Origin of the sequence: Lactiplantibacillus brownii, assembly GCF_031085375.1 — a bacterium.
In the GTDB taxonomy this organism is placed as follows: domain Bacteria; phylum Bacillota; class Bacilli; order Lactobacillales; family Lactobacillaceae; genus Lactiplantibacillus; species Lactiplantibacillus brownii.
Genome location: NZ_JAVCWF010000001.1, coordinates 2503133 through 2518866, shown reverse-complemented (window position 1 = coordinate 2518866; position 15734 = coordinate 2503133). Strand labels below are relative to the sequence as shown.

The window sequence follows — 15734 nt, the reverse complement described above, 5'->3', positions numbered from 1 at the left end:
AAGCGCTAATTCCTGATATCACAGGGGTTAGTGCGTTTTTTGTCTATAAAGTTAGCAATTTAGTTAGTTTTTGTTGTATTAATCTAACTATGGTGCTAACATAATGACATTGAAAAATACGAGGAGGAAATTTTATGTCAGATCAAAGTCGAGAATTATTTAATAGTTTTGGTAAACTTATGCAAAATCGGGTCTTTTTGATGGCGGTGGCTCATCAGCACGATATGGCCGGAATGGGTGGTCATCATGGTACTGGTCGGGGTCAATTACGATTATTACAATTATTAGCAGAGTCGCCAGCAGGCTTAACGAATGCGGAAATTGCTGAGATTTTGGATATTCGGCCAAGTTCAGTTAGTGCCACGATTAATCGTTTGGAAGAAGTTGGTCTTGTTGAACGCGTGCCAAGCAAGACGGATAAGCGCGTAGTGATCGTTCGCCTGAGTGAAAAAGGCCAAAAAATGGCCGATCATCGGGACCAAGGTGTCGATGACTTGTCGGATCAGTTGTTTGGTTGTTTGTCTGCAGACGAACAAGTCATGTTACAAAAATTATTAGACAAGCTGGCTCAACATGCGCCGGAGCTTGATTTACACGATTTCATGACCAATCAGCGTGATCATGATTGGCCACAACGTCCAGGTTGGGGCCGGCGTTGGTTTTAACTTTAACAAAAAGAAGGCATTTGAGAAATGACAAGAAGAGTGGCAGCACCACAAGCGGGTCGTCAGACCGCAAGTAAATTTGATTTAAAAGGGTTTTTACAGTTAATTCGGCAAACCAAGCCGCGTTATTGGCAGTTATGGTTGGGTCTGTTTTTAGGCTTATTGGCCACCGGCGCGCAATTAATGGTGCCCAAGTTTGCCCAAACACTAATCAATGGATTTAGCCATGGCCTCAACCAAATGTTGTTGGGTGGCGTGATTGGGTTGTTCCTGCTTAGTGCGGTGATTAGTGCAATTTCAGGCACCCTATTAGGGGTATTTGGTGAGAACGTTGTCGCCAATTTACGGGCGACTTTGTGGCATAAGTTGGTCCGGTTACGGGTCGCTTATTTTGATGATGTGAAAACCGGTGAGATGACTTCTCGTTTGGTCAATGATTCGACTCAAGTGAAGGAACTATTGGCGAATTCATTCCCACAAATGGTCACTTCGTTGATGCAATTAATTGGCGCGTTGGTCATTATGGCGTTGATGGATTGGAAAATGACGCTGGTCATGATCGTGGCGATTCCAATTGTGCTACTGGTCATGTTCCCAATTATGAAAGCGACCGGAAAAATTGGGCGTCAACGTCAAGATGCTCTTGCTGATTTTAATGGCACGGCGGATGAAACGTTGAGTGAAGTTCGCTTGGTGAAGTCATCTAACGCCGAAGATTTTGAAACGACTGCTGGTGGTGATAAGATCCAAAAGCTTTATCGGATTGGATTGAAGGAAGCCATCTATGATTCAGTTGCGGGACCAGTGATGACGGCGAGCATGATGGCCTTGTTTGTTGGGGTGTTGGTGTATGCCGCTGCACGAGTTGCGAGTGGCACGATGACGATGGGGACTTTGGTCTCATTTCTGATGTATCTGTTCCAGATCATCGGACCTGCCGGGACTTTAGGGCAATTCTTCACAACGTTATCCAAGGCTAATGGCTCGACAGAACGGATTCGAGACTTATTAAATGAACCCGAAGAAGTGTTAACTGAAGGAGAAGTTCAATCGGTCGCTGATCAAACGTTGGCGATGAAAAAAGTTGATTTTGCTTATGCGGATGACGATCAACCAGTTTTACGTGATGTGAACTTCGAAGCTAAACCCAATACTGTTGTTGCTTTTGCGGGGCCATCCGGTGGTGGTAAGTCAACGATTTTTAGTTTGTTGGAACGTTATTATCAACCCACCAGTGGGCAGGTCACGATTGGTGGTCAAAATGTGGCTGAGTTGAACTTAACGGATTGGCGGTCACAAATTGGTTACGTGAGCCAAGACTCAGCCATCATGGCCGGGACGATTCGCGACAACTTAACGTATGGTTTGAAGAAAAAGTTCAGTGATACTGAATTGTGGCACGTTTTGAAATTAGCTTCGGCTGATCGGTTCGTGAGCGCAATGGCAGACGGCCTAGAGACTCAAGTTGGCGAGCGTGGCGTGAAAGTCAGCGGTGGTCAGCGCCAACGCTTGGCGATTGCGCGAGCATTCTTGCGTGATCCTAAGATTCTGATGTTAGATGAAGCCACGTCTAGTTTGGACTCAGAGTCTGAAGCGATGGTGCAACAAGCTTTAGGTGAACTGATGAAAGGCCGCACGACGCTGGTTATTGCGCATCGTTTGAGCACAATCGTAGACGCAGACAACATTTACTTCATTGAAAATGGGCATGTCAGCGGGCACGGCACCCATGAAGAATTAATGGCAAATACGCCATTATATCGGGATTATGTTAAGATTCAATTCAAAGAATAAGACAAACCTGTCAATTTATTTCAGAGTCTGGCGAAAATGCCAGGCTCTTTTTGTGTTTTCTAACTGGCATCACTGACTTTCTCCACACTTTTTTTGAAGGTGAAAAAAAGTGGCAAAGAGCGTACCTATTTTCAAAAGTTAATGCTATTATAGATGTAAGCAATGATTGAGGGACGTAATTAATTCGTTGGACATCAATTGCCCCCTTATAGTCAAATAAAACAGAAGGCGGCTACGATTGTGAATGGTTTACGGAAACAGCATTTAAATGTTGACACAAAGTTACATTATAAGATGTTTAAAGCTGGCAAAAAATGGGTTTTCGCAATAATGACGATGCTTGGGTTAATCGGCGGGATGACAGTGACAGCACGGGCGGACCAACATTCAGCGCCAGTTTCGACAATTGCGACACCGACAAGGCAACCGTTCTTGCCTAAAGTGGCGTCACAAGCGGCTCCAGTGGTGACTAGAAAGGTTGCGATATCTCAACCAAAACAAACTGCCACTCGCGCTGAAAGTATAAAGCCGGAAACAAGTGATATTCAGTCACGAGCAGTTAAACCTGAAGTTAAGGTCACTAAGGTTCCCCCCGTGACCAAGCAACAAAGTCAATCACAACCTAGCCAACAACCAGTGAGATCTCAAACGGTATCAGTTGCTAGTAAGACTCAAAATAGCGTGATGATTGCTAAACAAGCACAGGCCGCCGCCGCTAGTTATGCGGCAGTGGCTAGTGGTTGTGCCCAAGTGGTTTCGGATTCGTCGGTCGTTCAAAGTGCGGCAATGGTCGCCAGCAACGCTGCCCAACAAGCAATGGTGAACACTGATTTGGCTAGTCATTATGCTTATTTAGCGAACTTATATGGTGCCAATCCCGATAGTCAAGTCCAGTGTCAGCAAGCGCTTGCTAACGATGCAGCGATAGTCACGGCGGCTACTGGAAATTTAAAAACCGCTAGTAGTGCTGCCCTAGTTGCCCAACAAGTTGCTGCGGTGAGCTTAGCACAATTAGCAAATCAGATTGCAGCCCAAGTTAATCAGGTGGCATCAACTATTACGGCCACAGCAACGGTTATTAAGAAAGCTAGCAACACCGCTTATTTGGATTATCAATATGATTTAACCAATTCAGATGCCAAACAAAAGTTTCAAACGATTGATCAACTTAATCGGCAAACTGACTGCTTATCGCGGGATACAACTGAGCAAGTTGCAGCAGTGATGGTTCAGGTTAAAGTAATCAATGAGGCGGGCAAGACTAAGGATTATGTGACCGGTAAAGCGGCCTATGAGTTGTTGTTAGGAGATGCTAAAAGTATTGCGGAAAAAGCCCAAACGATTCAAAGGACTAATGAACAAGTTAAAACTGATGAGTTAGCGATTAAACAGTTGGCCAAAACGGATTTTATCAATACAGCCCAAGCGGCGGTCATTGCTGCAAAAACGGCAACTAGTAGTGCTAGTTTATCGGCAAGTCAAGCGGCCCAATATCATGGTGAACAAGCAGGCGTTTATGCGGACTTGGCTACTAAGCAGTCAGATGAGACACAAACGATGTTAGAAACAGTCCAAAAGATGTTCACAACGCTGCCTTCGGATCAATCCCTAGGACACTTGGCAACCGATACCCAAGCGATTAAGGCTAAAGTCGCTCAAATGCAACAGTTACAGCGCGATGCGACACAATCATGTAATTTAGCAAAGCAATTTTCAACTAATTATACGAACATTCAAACTGATCTTAAAGGCGCGAACATACAGCTTAATGTCGCACAGGCTGAAATTGCGGTCGGTAGTCAGGCAAAATTAACGACCATGATTAGTCATTTAGGGAGTAGCGGCGGTGCAAAATATAATATCAATGGTGTCTGGCACGTGTTTAAACCGGCAACTTATGATTGGTATTTTTCGATGGATGGCAACCATTGGCAACAACTAACCTCCGAAGCAACTGGTACTTTAAACTATGGTCTAGAAGCAGCCGGCAATTATTATTTTCAAGTCGTATTGCATGCCACAAAACATAATTATCTTGATAATCACGCGGTAGTGACTGCGTCAAATGTCATGATGGTCAAAGCAACCGAAGCTGGCGGTAGTTATTTAACGCAGGCTGAACGTGAATTTAAGAAAATTCAAGCTATAAAAAAGATTATTGATGACAATAAAAAAATCGCTAAGACGCTTAATTCGCAAACTGATGAGTGGCTTGATGTGACGACCAACTCCGATCAGACTTATCAGCTTAATCTTGAAAAGTTAAAGGCTACTCAACAGGCCTTTAACACCGAAGCACAGGCGGCTTCTCAAGCACTTGACGATGCTGGAAAAGCCTTCACGACTGTAACATCTTGTGAGGCTAGCAATGATTATCAAGGAGCCAAGCAAGCCCTTGCGACGTTGATAATCAAAACTAAAGCGGCGCAGACGGCCGTAGCACAGTCGTCTAAGAGTATTACGACGGCCAATCAAATGATGCAACAACTTTTGACAGTGGCACTCCAGTCGAAACCCAATGTTGCGGTTGCCCAACATTTAGCGACTAGTGCTGCTGCAGCAGCCAATCAACAAGCCAGTTTAGCTGTTGAACAGGCCGAAAAAGCTAATGAAGCTGCTACAAAAGCGAGACAAGTCTATGAATCCGCGCCTAACGTCAATGAAGCTGCCCGTAGCGATTATGCGGTAGTGTTGCAGGCAGCAAGTCAGGCTGAATCAGCAGCTAATTTAGCACAATCCGCTGCCAGTACGGCAACTCAAGCCGCTCAAACTGCAGATTATGAAACAGCTGCAACCGCTGCTGAGATTGTTGCTGGAGCTAACCATCAAGTTGATCAGGCCAATACTATGGCAATTGAAAAAACACGAATGGTACTTAGCACGATAGCACAAGCACAGTCTGATTATTATGCTAATTTAGTTAACGCTATTCGAGAGAAAAATCTAAGCGCGGAAGACACGATAAATGCTGCGTTGAAGGCTGTCTGGACATCGGATAGTCAAGTCAAACAAAATACTACGTTGGGAACGTCATGGATTGATCAAACTGAAAACAATGCTAATAATACTGAACAGCTCATTCAGGCTACGGATCAGTTAACTAGAAGCATCGTTGAAAAAACAGCTACGGCCGAAAAAGCCATGAATACGGATCAGCTTACTTTGGCTGTTGACAGCCTCAAAGAAGTTGCTAAGTTAGTTCTTCAAGCACAAGAAACGTTGGCTGAAGCCAGTCAGTCGGCAGAAACGACTCAAATGACGGCCCAAAATGCGGTGAAATATACCAATGATGTGTTGGATTTTCCAGTTAAGCCGTCAGGAGATACTCATGCCATATTTGGGGTTGTGATCAATAGTGGTATGACGGCTCAGCCAGCTCCGATGACTGCCGTGGTAGCGGGTGGTGAGGTTGATTTGGCCGCAGCGTCTCAAATTGGTTTTGGTACTCCTAATCTTAGTACTAGTAGTTTTTGGCGAGTACGTGTGAACGGTAAATGGCAAGATGTGACTAAGTGTCCGGAAATTCTCACCTCAGTGCAGACCCAGAATAATGATGGCAAACATAAGTTTACTGGCTCCGACTTTGGACTGATACATTTTAAAGTGAATCAGAATTTTGTTGGATCACTACTATTTCAATGGATTTCAAAATACACTATGGTAAAGATTGCCAGTAATATTGCTGAGGTGGATGTTTACGCTAGCAACATTTCTGCGACTGAGATTGAGATTCAAGGTGTTGATTACATTACGCTGTCTAAAGTTAAAAACGGTGATAGTCAGGCGATTAATGCGATTACGGCACAATATACGGCTGTGACAAATCCCGGCAATGCGACTGGGCGAATCAGCTGGCAGAGCGATAATCCTGATATTGCGACAATTAATGAAGCTGGGCTGTTGGTTGTTAAGCGAGTTGGGGAAGTTAAATTAACTGCTCGAATTCAAAATGCTGATGGCCAATTTATTGAAGCCACTAAAACTATTACGATTGGCAATGGTTTGGAAAATCAAACAGTCATGAGTGGCAGTGAGCTAAATTGGCTGCCGGACAATGGTGATAAAGTTCATGACAAGGAGCTTCCTACTTATCAATGGTACTATTCGCCAACTCGTGGTGGTAAATATGTCGCGCTGACTGGTGAGACTGAGGCAACACTTCACAAGACGGATGTTGATTTGAATGACAGTGGTTATTACTATTTAATGGTAACTAGTGGTAGTAGTAATGTGGATCGACAACAGATCAAGTTAGGGCAAGCCCAGCTGATTGTGGTTGCGACTGCAACGCAAAAAGCAGCTGAAGCCGCTAAAAAAGCATTGGTTGCCTTCAATAATACAACTAATTATGGGAAAATCACCACGGTATACGTCGATCTTGCCCAGCAAAATCAATCACAGGCCGCAAGTGCTAGTCAAAAAGCGATGGCTGCGAGTTTAGCGACTAGTCAGGCTCAAGTAGCGCAAAGCGCAGCGGCAGATTACGCTGAATCCGCGACCTCGGCCGAAGCACAAGGCGATAATGCTTTGGCTAATCGCTTCGCGAAAGCCGCAACTTCGGCAGCAGCTGAGGCATTACATGAACAGAAAACGGCAGCGGCTATTGCTCGTGATGCCCAAAATAGTGCAACTTTAGCGATTGATGTGAGTCATCAACCTGACAATGCCAATAATGGTTCAGGAACAGACCAGACTGGATCTACCAATGAAAATGGGATCGGTAATTCAGATTCTGGACAGTCAACAGATCATCAAACGGATACCAATCATTCTAATAGTAATAATGAGGAAAATTCGGATGGACAAGGGGGACAGCCGGCTCCAGTACCGAGTCCGGAACCGGAACCGAATCCAATACCAGCACCAAAACCGAATCCAGTAGTACCAGAACCAGAGCCGAGTCCAGTACCGGCCCCTAAACCTGATCCAGAACCAGCGCCTGATCCAGAACCAGCGCCTGATCCAGAACCAGCGCCTGATCCAAAACCAGCGCCTGATCCAAAACCGGCGCCTGATCCAGAACCAGCGCCTGATCCAGAACCAGCGCCTGATCCAGAGCCAGTGCCAAATCCAGCACCCAAGCCGGATCCAGTAGTACCAGCACCAAGTCCAGTACCGGTCCCTAAACCGGCACCAGAACCAGTGCCAAAACCGAGTCCAGAACCTAATCCGGTACCAGCACCAGTGCCAAATCCAGCACCGGAACCAGCACCGAGTCCTGCACCAGTGCCAAATCCAGTACCGACACCAGAACCGGATCCAGCACCAGCACCGGAACCAGAACCAGAACCAGCACCGGAACCAGCACCGGAACCAGCGCCAAGTCCAAGCCCTGCACCTAAACCGGATCCAGCACCAGTACCGAGTCCAGTTCCGGAACCAAAACCAAGTCCAGAACCAAGTCCAGAACCAAGTCCAGAACCAAGTCCAGAACCAAGTCCAGAACCAAGTCCAGAACCAAGTCCAGAACCAAGTCCAGTCCCGGTACCGCAACCGGCACCAGAACCGAATCCAGTACCGACACCAACTCCAATAGTGCCAGTCCCGGAACCGACACCAGAACCAGAACCAGAACCAGAACCAGAACCAGAACCAGAACCGAATCCAATACCAGTGCCAAAACCGGATCCAGCACCGAGTCCGACGCCAGAACCAACTCCAGTGCCAGTACCAAAACCGAATCCAGCACCGAGTCCGATGCCAGAGCCGAGTCCAGCACCGAGTCCGATGCCAGAGCCGAGTCCAGTACCGGCACCGCAACCGGCACCAGAACCGAGTCCAGTCCCAGCTCCTAAGCCGGATCCAGAACCAGTACCGAATCCAGCACCCAAGCCGAATCCAATAATACCGGCACCAGAACCAAACCCAGTAGTACCAGCACCGAATCCGATACCAGAGCCAGTACCAGAGCCAGTACCAGTACCTAAACCGAATCCGGCACCAATACCAGCGCCAAAACCTAATCCAGTAGTAACGGCACCTAAGCCGGAACCGACACCAGAACCAAATCCAGTACCGGTTCCTAAACCGAATCCGATACCAGAACCAGAACCAAATCCAGTACCGGTTCCTAAACCGAATCCGATACCAGAGCCAGTGCCAAATCCAGCACCCAAGCCGGATCCGGTAGCACCAGAACCAGAACCGAATCCAGTAGAACCAGCACCAAGCCCAGTACCGGCACCACAACCGAGTCCAGAACCAGAACCGAATCCAATACCAGCGCCAAAACCGGATCCAGTAGTGCCGGTACCAGATCCAGCACCGAGTCCGGAACCGGTACCGCAACCGGATCCAACACCAGTACCAAATCCAGTACCGGCACCGCAACCGAATCTGACACCAGAACCGGATCCAGTACCAGCTCCTAAGCCGGATCCAGAACCAGAACCAGAACCAGAACCAGAACCAGAACCAGAACCAGAACCAGAACCAGAACCAGAACCGAATCCAGCACCCAAGCCGGATCCAATAGTACCAGCACCAGAACCAGCACCAGAACCGGCACCGCAACCGGATCCGACACCGGAACCGAGTCCAGTACCAGCTCCTAAGCCGGATCCAGAACCAGAACCGAATCCAGCACCCAAGCCGGATCCAATAGTACCGGCACCGCAACCGGATCCGACACCAGAACCAAATCCAGCACCCAAGCCGGATCCGGTAGCACCAGAACCGAATCCAATGCCAGCACCAAAACCGAATCCAGCACCAAGTCCAGTCCCGGCACCAAAACCTGATCCAGCACCGCAACCGAGTCCAGAACCAGAACCGAATCCAATACCAGCGCCAAAACCTGATCCAGTAGTGCCGACACCGGATCCGACACCAGCACCAAATCCAGTAGTACCAGAACCAGAACCAGAACCAGAACCAGAACCAGAACCAGAACCAGAACCAGAACCAGAACCGAATCCGATACCAGAGCCAGCACCGAGTCCAGTCCCAGTTCCAAAACCGGATCCAGAGCCAGTACCAGCACCGAGTCCGATGCCAGAGCCGAGTCCAGTACCGGCACCAGAACCGAGTCCAGTCCCAGTTCCAAAACCGGATCCAGTACCAAGTCCAGTCCCGGTACCAAAACCGGATCCAGCACCAATGCCGGAACCAGCGCCGAGTCCGATGCCAGAACCAAGTCCAGTGCCGGAACCAGCACCAAGTCCAGTCCCGGCACCAAAACCGGAACCGACACCAGTGCCAGAACCAGCACCAAATCCAGTAGTACCAGCACCAGAACCGAATCCGATACCAGCGCCAAAACCGGATCCAGCACCAGCACCAAGTCCAGAACCGGTACCAGCACCAACTCCAGTGCCGGTGCCAAATCCAGTAGTCCCGGCACCTAAACCGAATCCGGTACCAGAACCAGAACCAGAACCAGGACCAAAACCAGAACCGGCACCAAAACCAGAACCGGCACCAAAACCAGAACCGGCACCAAAACCAGAACCGGCACCAAAACCAGAACCGGCACCAAAACCAGAACCGGCACCAAAACCAGAACCGGCACCAAAACCAGAACCGGCACCAAAACCAGAACCGGCACCGAGTCCAGTCCCGACTCCTAAGCCGAGTCCGATGCCAGATCCAGCACCAGTACCGAAACCTGATGATAGTCATGATCAAAACGGTTCGGCTGCTGGTACCGAGCAGTCAATAGGAACTAAGCCTACTTACAACCATTCGGAAAATAGTGTTGCACCAGGACATCCTGATTTTAATGTGAACGGTAGTCATGATGGTCTGCCGATAACGTTGAATCCCGATATCGGCGTTAATGGGGATCAACAACTGACTGTAACAACCGAAGTGGCTAATGAGCCTAAAAATTTGGCAACCGTCAAACCTGAAACAAAGGATACTAATAGTCAAAAGAATCAGGCTTTAAAGGGTGTTCAACTAGATGAACATGATCGGCCAATGTCAGCTAAGATACAAGTGGTTAAGCCGTTTACGATAGTCAATTTTAAAAATGGCGGTCAGAAAAGTGAAAGCCAATCGCGACAGTACAACTTTTCGTTAAGGCCTAAACAGCGGGTAGAGATGATGAAGTTGTCAGGAGGAAATCGGTTAGTTGTTGAGCCAGTCGTTAAGACAGTCATGACTAAACAGAAGGCCAGTCAAATCAGATCAACGAAGAAAGTTGCGAATACTGCTAGTCCTAAGTACAAACAAACCGCACCTGTCGTGACATCCGCACATCGGCAATCGTCTAATATGATCTGGTTGATTCTAGCAGTGATGGTTATTGGTGGTGGGACTTGGTTTACTTTCCGACGACGTCAGCAGGAAACGAAGGAAGACTGATTCTGACTAAAAAGACTGAATTGAGTATTTAGCGAGCAGACTTATCAGTCGCATTTTCCGTGAAACAATTATAAAATTGTAACAACAATTAATTGTGAGGCGGCAAGATGATGGTGATGCGAGATTTAAATATTGGGACCAAAGTTGGTCTGGAATTACTGACCAACAAATGGAATGCGTTAACGTTGAGTAATTTGACTGCAGTACCAGTGGATTTCATGGTGTTACGCAACCGAGTTCGTGGTATTTCAACCCTAAAGTTATTGACGGTGTTGGCTAAATTAGAACAACTGGATCTAGTCATCTCCACGTCAAATTATACCTATGGGTTAACTGACGAAGGCATGACGTTGCAACATGATTTAGCACATCTTGAATCTTGGGGGAACCGAGTGATTACTGAAATGGGTTAATAAATTAAAAGCACGACTTGATTTAGGGCGTTTGCCTGAAATCAAGTCGTGCTTTTAGATTTATTTGCCATACTTAGCAAGTACTGGTCCCACGGTAGCGACATATTCGCGGTCGCCTAAGGTATTCGGATGCAAATTATCATCCGCAAACCAGTTGTCATTGTCTTGACTGACATATAGCCAGTCAACAAGATGGACATTGGTGTATTTCTTAGCGGCCGCAGCAATCAGCTGGTTATTCGAATCTTGCCATTTTTTGTTTGGCACACGAGTATTGACCCAGAAGATTTCATGATCGGTGCCAATTTGATTGATAATACCATCAATAGCACTCGCACTCGTTGGACCGTTTGTCCCAAGATTGACCAAGACATTTTTGGCAATCTCATGGTTCGCCTGTAGTTGCGTAATAATTGCTGGTGCGGCAGCGACTTGGCGGCCAATTTTAGCGTTAACATTGAATGTCCCGATGACTTGTTTCAAATCATCAGTGGTTCGAACCATAATGGAGTCCCCGATACCGGTAACTTTTAGTTGTTTAAGCTGGGTTAATTCGGCTGTTGAAAGTTGGTATTTTTGTCCGAGCTTAGAATTGGCAACTTCCCGGGTAGCCCCTTTGGTTTGTTGATGGCCCGTAATAAAATGACTGATCGTCACTACACGCTGTTTGACTGCGGGAGTTGGAATAATCAGGGCGCCGCCGATAAAAATGACTGCAAAAATGGCAATCAACCAATAAATTAATTTTTGATGCTTCATAAATTTCCTCCTGTGGACGTTCTTAGATTAGCTTAGTGGCCGTAACCTGTCAATTGCCAGTTGTAAACTTGGTTAACCAGTTAGTGAAGAATATCGGTTGAGTACTAAGATTATGTGGGACTAACTATTTTGACGACTCACCCTTGGAAAGCGATGAAAGTCTTGTTAGACTGGATTGAAAGGTCGTTAGAGGGGCGTGATTGTGTGCAAAAGAAAACAGTCGGATTAATTTTGGCAAGTGTCGGACCATTTTTGTGGGGAAGTTCGGGAACGGTGGCCCAACACTTATTTAATACCACCGCAATTTCACCGTTGTGGTTAGTTTCAATTCGAATGCTAATTTCGGGATTATTATTAATTTTATATGGTTTGAGTCGACGGGCGCCAGTATTCGACGTGTTCCACCAACCAAGAGCAGCAGTCAAATTAGTGGCGTTTAGTCTGTTAGGCATGGCGTCCGTGCAGTTGACGTATTTCATGGCGATTAGTACTGGAAATGCAGCGACCGCAGCAATTCTGCAATTTTTATCACCAGTTATTATCATTATTTTCTTAGCTTTTGTGAATTGGTCTTGGCCGAGTAAAATCGATGTTATTTCAGTCGTCTCGGCGATTTTAGGAACAATCCTGATTGTAACAGAAGGCCAGTTGAATTCACTAGCGTTACCAGTGGCTGCCCTTATCTGGGGATTGTTAGCGGCGGTTGGTGCCGCTGTATACACGTTAATGCCGCAATCATTGTTGAAAACGTATGGGTCCATCGCGATTGTTGGCTGGTCGATGTTGATCGGTGGGTTGATTGTTGCGATTGCGACGCAAGCCTGGCGTCATTTTCCAACGTTATCACCGGTCGCCTGGCTAGAAGTCGGGTTTGTCGTCATTTTTGGGACGATGCTAGCCTACTTGTTTTTCTTACAAAGTTTGGAAGCCATTATGCCAACAACTGCCAGTGTGCTTGGTGCCATTGAGCCTTTAGCCGCTACGATTTTGAGTGTGTTATTTTTAGGAGTAACATTCAATTTTTATGGTATTTTAGGCGCCATCATGATTGTTGGCGTTACTGTCTTACAATTTATCGCTGCCAAAGAGGCCGGCTTTAGTGATTAAAACAGGCCGATAGCGAAACAAGTAATCTGTTACAATAGTTTTAATAAAAAATAGAGGTGATACAGATGCCAAAACAATTATATTTCTTATGTACAGGAAATGCTTGTCGGAGTCAGATGGCAGAAGGCTTCGCTAAAAAATTGTTACCAGCGGATTGGACTATCCAGTCAGCAGGGGTGGAAGTCCATGGGCTAGATCCACGGGCGGTACAAGTGATGGCAGAGCTTGGGATTGATATTGCCAGTCAACAGTCTAAAAAAATCGATCCAGTTTATTTACGGGAATCTGATTTAGTGATCACGCTTTGTGGTGATGCCCGTGACCGTTGTCCAGTGACACCACCATCTGTTCAAAAATTGCACTGGCCATTACCAGATCCTGCCCAAGCACCTGGTACACCAGCCGAGCAATTAGTCGTCTTTCGACAGGTTCGTGATGAAATCAAAACTCGGATTCAAAGCTTAAATGATTACTAGTCAACAACCATGGACGATATTGGTTTAAACAAAGTGAGGGTTAAAAGATAAATTCTGGAAAAAGAATTTATCTTTTTTTTGGTCAAAAGTCGACTGAAACAGGCATTTTAAGTGAGTACAGACTCACTTACTTTGAGAGAATGAGTGAAATGTGATTGACAGCAATTGAAAGTGAGCGTATACTCACTTTTGTAAGCTAAGTGAGTAACTACTTACTCACTGGCAGGCTTAAAAATGATATGAATTTATTAGGAGGCAACATTATGGGTCAAGCCATTATTGATTTGCAACATCTAGCCAAAAGATTTGGTAATCAGACCGTTTTAAAAGATATTAATTTAACGGTTAATCCGGGTGAAATTGTCGGACTGATCGGACCATCTGGGGCTGGTAAGTCGACAGTCATCAAGGTGACACTCGGCATGGAAGTAACCAGTGGCGGGTCGGCAAAAGTCTTCGGGACGACGATGCCAAATCGTGAATTGCTTGGACGTATTGGTTACATGGCGCAAACGGATGCTTTATATGATGCTTTGTCTGGCCGAGAAAATTTGAAATTTTACGGCTTGATGAAAGGTATTGCTAAGGCGGCGCTCAATGAACAAGTTAACTATGTGGCCAAGGTCGTTGATTTAACCGCGGATTTGGACAAGCGGGTTTCAGGCTATTCAGGTGGGATGATGCGGCGGTTGTCACTGGCGATTGCATTGTTAGGTAAACCCGACCTATTGATCTTAGATGAACCTACCGTTGGGATTGATCCCGCATTACGGCGGCAAATCTGGGCTGAACTTGGTCGGATTCGTGATGAAGGTCGTAGCATTTTGATCACGACCCACGTGATGGACTAAGCGGAATTGTGTGGCCGGGTCGCCCTACTACTAGATGGTAAAGTCATGGCGTTTGATACGCCAGTTGCTTTGAAGCAAGCGTACCAAGTTAAGACGATTGAAGAGGTCTTTTTGAAGGCGGAGGGTGTTGAATAATGCGAACAATTGGAATTATGAACCGGGTACTCAAGGAACTTTTCCGGGATAAACGGACGCTAGCCTTGATGTTTATTGCCCCAATTTTAATCATGCTACTGATGAGTGTTATTTTCAACACGAATTCCTCAACGGATGTCAGCATTGGGACGGTTTCTGTCAGTCACAAATTGAATAAGCAAATGGCAGATATTAAGCACGTTTCTGTCAAAACGTACGGGACTAAGCAGGCCGCAAAAAAGGCGTTAAAGAATGAAAAAATTGATGCTATCGTTAAGAAAAATGGCAACAACTATAGCTTAACGTACGCCAACACGGATTCAACTAAAACGGCGACCGTAAAAATGGCCTTTAAGAATGCTTTGACGACTACCAGCGTGAATCAGTTGAAGTCAGCATTGACCAAGAGTACCAAAGCCACTATGAAGTTAAAAGCACAACTACAAGCAATCCAAACACAACAAGCTGCTGCAACCGCCGCTGCTAAATCTAATAGTAGCGCAACCACGGCGCAACAGGCTGCTTCAACTAAGGCAACTTCGACGACGACTGCTACTAAGAGCACTAGTCAAAAGAACCCTAAGATTACGAACCATTATGTTTACGGCGACAAAGATACTGGCTACTTTGCTAAAATGTTACCAATCTTAATGGGTTTCTTCGTCTTCTTCTTCGTCTTCCTGATCTCTGGGATGGCCTTGTTAAAAGAACGAACCAGTGGGACTTTGGATCGTTTATTAGCGACGCCAGTTAGACGCTCATCAATCGTTTTTGGCTATATGCTAAGCTACGGTGTCTTGGCTATCATTCAAACGATTTTAATCGTGTTAGCCACAGTTTGGATGCTCGGAATTGAGGTCGTCGGCAATATGGCGAGTGTCATCGTCATTAACTTGATTTTGGCATTAGTTGCGTTAGCTTTCGGGATTCTCTTGTCCACGTTTGCGAACTCTGAATTCCAAATGATGCAATTCATTCCTATTGTCATCGTGCCACAGGTCTTCTTCTCAGGAATTATTCCATTGGATTCCATGGCTGCTTGGGTCAAAGATATTTCGTACATTATTCCGATTAAGTATGCTGGGGACGCGGTCACCGATATTATCATGCGCGGGACTTCCATTTGGCACTTAGGTTTTGATATCGGTATTTTGCTTATTTTCTTAGTTGTTTTAACCTTCCTTAACATTGTTGGGTTGAAGCGTTATCGAAAAGTTTAATTGGCTA

At 46.2% G+C, this 15734-nt stretch carries 8 protein-coding genes and 1 pseudogene; 8 read left to right on the top strand and 1 reads right to left on the bottom strand.

The window, feature by feature from the left end; genetic code table 11:
* Nucleotides 1-134 precede the first annotated feature (134 nt).
* The 4 genes from RA086_RS11810 (at nt 135) to RA086_RS11795 (ending at nt 11179) form a co-directional block, all read left to right on the top strand.
* Nucleotides 135-665 (top strand): MarR family winged helix-turn-helix transcriptional regulator, encoded by a 531-nt coding sequence (locus tag RA086_RS11810; RefSeq protein ID WP_308703985.1) that lies wholly within the window; start codon nt 135-137, stop codon nt 663-665.
* A 27-nt stretch (nt 666-692) separates the two neighbouring features.
* Nucleotides 693-2459: an ABC transporter ATP-binding protein gene (locus tag RA086_RS11805; RefSeq protein ID WP_308703984.1), complete on the top strand. Its 1767-nt coding sequence runs from the start codon at nt 693-695 to the stop codon at nt 2457-2459.
* A gap of 240 nt (nt 2460-2699) precedes the next feature.
* Nucleotides 2700-10766: a KxYKxGKxW signal peptide domain-containing protein gene (locus RA086_RS11800; protein ID WP_308703983.1), complete on the top strand. Its 8067-nt coding sequence runs from the start codon at nt 2700-2702 to the stop codon at nt 10764-10766.
* A gap of 107 nt (nt 10767-10873) precedes the next feature.
* Entirely contained in the window at nt 10874-11179 is a 306-nt protein-coding gene (locus tag RA086_RS11795) for a winged helix-turn-helix transcriptional regulator (protein ID WP_308703982.1), read from the top strand.
* Between the two features lie 60 nt (nt 11180-11239).
* Here RA086_RS11795 and RA086_RS11790 read toward each other — a convergent pair whose 3' ends face one another.
* Complete coding sequence (locus tag RA086_RS11790; RefSeq protein WP_308703981.1) at nt 11240-11938, bottom strand: SGNH/GDSL hydrolase family protein; 699 nt, start codon at nt 11936-11938, stop codon at nt 11240-11242.
* A gap of 204 nt (nt 11939-12142) precedes the next feature.
* Between RA086_RS11790 and RA086_RS11785 the strand changes: the two genes are divergently transcribed.
* The 4 genes and pseudogenes from RA086_RS11785 (at nt 12143) to RA086_RS11770 (ending at nt 15727) form a co-directional block, all read left to right on the top strand.
* Complete coding sequence (locus RA086_RS11785) at nt 12143-13045, top strand: EamA family transporter (protein WP_308703980.1); 903 nt, start codon at nt 12143-12145, stop codon at nt 13043-13045.
* A 65-nt stretch (nt 13046-13110) separates the two neighbouring features.
* Nucleotides 13111-13521 carry an arsenate reductase (thioredoxin) gene (gene arsC, locus RA086_RS11780; RefSeq protein WP_308703979.1) on the top strand — a complete coding sequence of 137 codons (411 nt, stop codon included), beginning with the start codon at nt 13111-13113 and terminating at the stop codon, nt 13519-13521.
* Between the two features lie 263 nt (nt 13522-13784).
* Nucleotides 13785-14507 (top strand): annotated as a pseudogene (locus RA086_RS11775) (ABC transporter ATP-binding protein).
* A complete protein-coding gene (locus RA086_RS11770) occupies nt 14507-15727 on the top strand; it encodes an ABC transporter permease (RefSeq protein ID WP_308703978.1) in 1221 nt (406 codons plus the stop codon). The pseudogene RA086_RS11775 and the gene RA086_RS11770 overlap by 1 nt, the downstream one beginning before the upstream one ends.
* Nucleotides 15728-15734 lie beyond the last annotated feature (7 nt).

Bases quoted from the DNA above. Each gene is read 5' to 3' on its own strand.
- RA086_RS11805 (WP_308703984.1), top strand. From the start codon at position 693: ATGACAAGAAGAGTGGCAGCACCACAAGCGGGTCGTCAGACCGCAAGT.
- RA086_RS11810 (WP_308703985.1), top strand. From the start codon at position 135: ATGTCAGATCAAAGTCGAGAATTATTTAATAGTTTTGGTAAACTTATG.
- RA086_RS11795 (WP_308703982.1), top strand. From the start codon at position 10,874: ATGATGGTGATGCGAGATTTAAATATTGGGACCAAAGTTGGTCTGGAA.
- RA086_RS11790 (WP_308703981.1), bottom strand. From the start codon at position 11,938: ATGAAGCATCAAAAATTAATTTATTGGTTGATTGCCATTTTTGCAGTC.
- arsC (WP_308703979.1), top strand. From the start codon at position 13,111: ATGCCAAAACAATTATATTTCTTATGTACAGGAAATGCTTGTCGGAGT.
- RA086_RS11770 (WP_308703978.1), top strand. From the start codon at position 14,507: ATGCGAACAATTGGAATTATGAACCGGGTACTCAAGGAACTTTTCCGG.